2 protein-coding genes are annotated in these 5,245 nt (G+C 60.0%); both read left to right on the forward strand.

The annotated features are described in order from the left end of the window. The first annotated feature begins 200 nt into the window (after positions 1–200). Positions 201–1,547, forward strand: a complete 1,347-nt coding sequence (locus tag VGM51_07210) for a tetratricopeptide repeat protein (GenBank protein HEY3412830.1) — start codon at positions 201–203, stop codon at positions 1,545–1,547. Next, positions 1,544–5,245: hypothetical protein (locus VGM51_07215; GenBank protein ID HEY3412831.1), on the forward strand; the 3,702-nt coding region annotated here is incomplete at its 3' end. The genes VGM51_07210 and VGM51_07215, both read left to right, overlap by 4 nt.

Here is a 5,245-nt window from a genome sequence, read left to right on the forward strand (position 1 = left end):
TGCCCTGCGCTGATTCTGTGCGCGGTGAATATCAGGTAGGTGTCGGACCCCACGGTGTGGTCGGGCCTCAATCACGCTTGCGGACGGCCTTGGGTTTCTACATCTCTTCCCCGTGTGTTCTCGCGCGCGTTTGAATTGCGCTATTGAAATTGTTGGCGCCGCTTCCCGTCGCCCCTGTTTCAGCAGCCAGGAGAACACCGATGCATTGGAAGAAATGTCTGTTCGCGCTGGCGGTTATCCCGATCCTATCCCTCGCGGCCTTGGCCGATCCCGGTTCTGACCTGAAAGCAGGCCAGGAACTGATGAAAGACGCGAAATACGACGACGCAATTGTCCTGTTTTCGGCCGTCGTCAGGTCGGGCGATCCAGCGCTTGCCCCCAAGGGCCAGCTCTGTATCGGGATCGCGCTTCAGGGGAAGAAATTGTACCCCGAGAGCATATCCGCTCTTAAGCTCGGCATCCAGAAATATCCTGACGCCGAGCGCGTTCGAAAAGAGATGCTCTACCGGCTCGGCGAGGTCTACGGCATCACCGGCGACTCAGCGAGCGCAATTGCGATCTACCAGTCTATTGCCGTTCAGTACCCGGCGGATGCTGCCAACGCGGACTTCCGCCTGGCGCGCACCTACTTCGGGCTGAAGAGGTACGCTGAGGCAATAGACCTCCTGAAGAAGAGCATCGCCGCGCACCCAGACGCCGGGAATACCCTGAGTGAGTTGAACTCGCTTCTGGGGCAGTGCTACAGGGAGAGCGGCGATTACGAGACCGCTGTGGCCATCTATAGGGCGCTCATAGCGCAGTTCCCAGCGAGCGCCGACAAGGCATACCTGGCCATGGGAATCTGCCTCCAATTCCAGGGGAAATACACCGAAGCCCGGGAAGCCTTCCAGACGGCCTTGGAGATGGGGAACGGGGCGTCGAATGAAGCACGGCTCCGAATCGACGAGGTGCTCCGCGCGGAGAAGGACTACGCGGGTGAGCTGGCCTGGCTCCAGAAGATGTACGATGAGGTTCCGGAGCTTCGGGCGGATTCGCTCACCCGTCAGGCGGAGGTACTGAGTGAGTGCCTCGGAGGCACCAGCAACGCGAGCGGCGCCATAGGCAAACTACGACAGCTTATCAGGGAGTTTCCCGACGAACCGCCGGCCGTGGAGGCGCAGGCGCGGATCGCCGCGATACAGGTCCATAACCTCCGGGATTATGCGGTTGCCGAGCCAGCGCTGCGGGACTTCATGACAAAGTACCCCGACTATCCGGCCCTCATGGTGGTCGCGCACGACCTGGCATACTGTAGCTACGACCAAAAGAACTACGCGGCGGCCGCGACCCGGTTCATCGACGCGACAAAGCAGAAAGAGGTTGGGAACTATGCCGCGCTGTGCCTGTATTTGGCGGCCGATTGCTACATGCGAACCGGTGATTTCCAAAAAGCGAAGGCCCAGGCAGACCTGTTGATATCCAAATATCCGGACGAATCCTGGGCGGTCCTGGCCAAAACCGACTATGCCCAGCTGACCGGCGAAGGCAAGCCAGGAGGTGTCAAATGACCAGTTTTACTCGCCTCATTGCGGTAGCGTTACTTTTCACCGGCTGGTTGACTCCGGCGAATGGGAACCCGGCACCCTGTGCCAATAACCTGCCAAAGACCGGCCACGGAACCGACATCTCCCTGAACCGTAATCCCACTAACGATCCCATAACAAGGAGCGTCTGCGTGAACTCGCAGGTGACGCTTTCCGTAACGGCCTCGGACCGGGACGTGTACGGTGAGCCGATAGTTTGCCAGGACGTGGACCCGACACTTTCCTGGACCATCGGCACCGACCCCACCAGCGTTGGGCACCTGACCAGCTACACTTACTACGCTCCTTCAACACCAGGCTACTATAGTGTCACATGCACCGCCCGCGATGGCGGGGACACCGAAGGCCAGCCTGGATTCGATTCCGATCAGGCTGTGACCTGGTACATCACCGTCGTCGGGATGGGCTCGCTCCTAGGGCCCGACTATACAACCGTGGACGACGACGACCCCGAAACACCCGCGCCCCAGCCCATCAACTGGTGCATCGGAAACGAAGCCACGTTCACGGCTCAGACCGAGCCACTCTTCTACGAGAGCTGGATCGTGTGGAAAGACAATGGCGTCGTCGTGCAGGCCGATCCCGAGGGCGCTGTATTACACAGGACCTGGGGTGAGAGTGAATGCGGAGAGCACACCGTGTCAGCCTCCGTCTGCGGCACTACCCGTTCACTCGTTGTGAATGTCAAGCCCCACGTGCCGACGTGCGACACCCAGCCTCTTGGCCCAATGGCCGGAGGCAGTGGCTGTGGCTCGTGCGGAGGGGACGGTAGTGCCCTGCCGGATGCAGACCTTCGCGACGACTCAGTAGTGACGCCGCTGCCCTATCCCGGCGGGCCAGGCATCGGGCCCTACTATCCCAACCTCAACGACCCCCAGGCCTGCGCCAACGATACGATGAAGATCGTCGCCGCCTGCGACGGAAATACGTATTTGCAGTATAAGGGTGGTTGCAGCGGCAAGTGTTATGTCCTCGACGTCAGCTCAGGCAGCTCGTGGGGGATCGGTGACGGGATCACGATCACTGGAGGCGGACAGGCCTATACGGTAGAGGATGCCGGAGGCACGACAAGTACCTTCAGCTTGCCTGAACCGGATGCATCATCCTGTTTCACATCGGGGCCGGTTGGACCCAACACGGTGACATCACCGAACGGCCAGACGACGACGACCTCGCTCGATGGGAACGGCCATTTGGACTATGTCGATACGACTACCGGCAGATGGGACTATACGGTAGACAGTGCCGGGAAGCTGACGATGGTAGCCCCACCAGATCCCAATGGAGCACGCATTGAGCTGTCTTACGTCGCGAGCGGCAGCGCCGCAGGCAAACCTGAATGGGTCAAGCAGTGGGCAAACCAGTCGGACTACAACAACCGTGGTACGTACCCGAACAACTACCTTTCAATGACCGACTACTACTACGACGGCACATCCGGGAAGCTGACCCAGGCAACAAGGGGCAACAGGACGCTCAATTACTCCTACGGCACGAACACCATCACCATTGAGGAGACGGATGTCACGACGCACATCAAGACCGTCTACGACTACGGCACCTCCGGGGTGACGAAGGTTACAAGGAAGCACCAGTCCGACAGCCAGCATGACCAGATGACGCAGTACACCTTCACGACCAACAGCGCCGGCTACCGGATGTATGTCACGGAGGTGCAGGACCCCGAGGGCAATATTACCCGCTACGACGTTGACGCCGACGGCGCTGTGACGGCCGTCTACGATTGGGTGGGCGGCCAGAGGGCGCACGAAATCGGCACCTCATATGCCATCGGTACGAAAAACGGCGAGTACTACAAGGTTGGACCGGAGACCATCACTTACCCGATGGGCTCACCGCCATACACCGAGGAGTACACCTACTACCCGGTGGACGACGGCGAGAATACCGTGAATTCTCCGTTCGTAAGGACCCACAAGGATACCCGGGGCAAGTACACGCTCTACGTGCGGGACACAACCTCCGCGGACACGCTCTGGAAAGTGACGGCCATCAAGGTGCATGACGCGGTGAGCGGAGGGGCCCCATCGGACACGGATTGGGATAACACCAACCCGATCAAGTCCTCCACCTACTACACGAGCGGCATCCAGAACGGGCTTGTCCAGACTGAGACCGTGCCGGACGTTGACGGCACGATGGACAAGACCACCACCTATCAGTGGTATGAGACGATCAACAGCGTGGATATACTCAGACCCGGCCCCACAAAAATCACCAACAAGTGGTGGGATCCGACGGCCAACGGCGGCAGTGGCGGCTACGTTGACAAATACGAGTGGAACACCTACGACGACGCGGGCAGGGTGATCAAGCACACCGACGCGTCGGGTGATCCCGGGGGCACTTCAGCAGCCGGCAAGACATGGTACACCTACGATGCCCTGGGGCGCCCGTTGCAAACGATCTATACCAGAACCGGAGGCACGGAGAGTGGAGGTGCGCTCGCTTACACGGAAAACACCTATAGCTGCTGCGGGCTCACCCAGTCAAGGGACGAGGAAGGCCGCATCACCTATTACGACTACGACTCCGCTAACCGGGTCACGGACACGTATACGAGCCTGAGCGGCCAGAGCTCGACTTACCCCCTGGTGGCCTACACCTACGACGCCTTCGGGAACAAGCTGACAGTCGTGACCCGGTCGGACTCCGGCACCACGAGGACGACGAACTACGAGTACGACAAGGACAACCGGGTGACCAGGATCACCTACCAGGATAACCTGCTGGGTGAGGAGCAGTTCGGCTACGACGTCTACGGCCAGCAGTGGTACAAGAGGCAGAAGAACGCGACGAACGACTGGAAGACGACGTTCTACAAGTACGACGACCTTAACCGGACGACCGACGTCTACTATGCCTCGACCTCGGATACCCGCCCAACGGCGTATCCCACCGGCTCGTCCGACGTGCAGTACACCTGGTATGACGGCAGCAATCTCAGGTACCAGATGACGGACAGCCAGGGAACGAGCACCTACGTGTACGACACGCAGGGGAGGATGACGCAGTACACTCCCCCAGTCGGCCTCGCGACCAACTACCACGTGGAATACGCTTACAACAACCTGGGTCAGAAGATACTGGTGAAGATCACCGACGACACGAACACCGACTACGATCTGAAGTACGACTACTTCGCAAACGGCTGGCTGAAGGATGCCAAGACCGGGGATGGAAGTGGCACCTACAGCGACCTCGCCCGGTTCAGCTACAACCCGGTGGGCACCCGCAGCCGGCAGGACAACTACTACGGCGGCAACCGGAAGTCGTATTCCACCTACGCCTACGATTCCGACCCGCGCTACAGGCTGAACAGCATCAGCCACTACAAGGATGGGAACTCCACCGCCCTGGAGACCATAGACTATACCCGCACGGGCCGGGACAAGGTGGGCAACCCGCTCTCAGCCGATGACTGGAGAGGGAACACCAGTTACACGTACGACGCCAACAACCGGCTGGACGGCGCAACCTATCCTGGGAGCGCGTCGGAGGACTACGGCTACGACTGGGTGGGCAACAGGAAGAATCCGCCCGGGTCTCCGAACGCTCTGGTGTTCAACAAGGTGGACCAGCTCACCAGCCGACCGGGGATTGGCGAGCGGACCTTGACCTATGACAACCTGGGGAACCTG

The organism is Armatimonadota bacterium, from assembly GCA_036504095.1.
Taxonomy (GTDB): domain Bacteria; phylum Armatimonadota; class DTGP01; order JAKQQT01; family JAKQQT01; genus DASXUL01.

What these genes read in the sequence shown, in the direction of transcription:
- VGM51_07210 (HEY3412830.1), top strand. Translation starts at nt 201, where the DNA reads ATGCATTGGAAGAAATGTCTGTTCGCGCTGGCGGTTATCCCGATCCTA.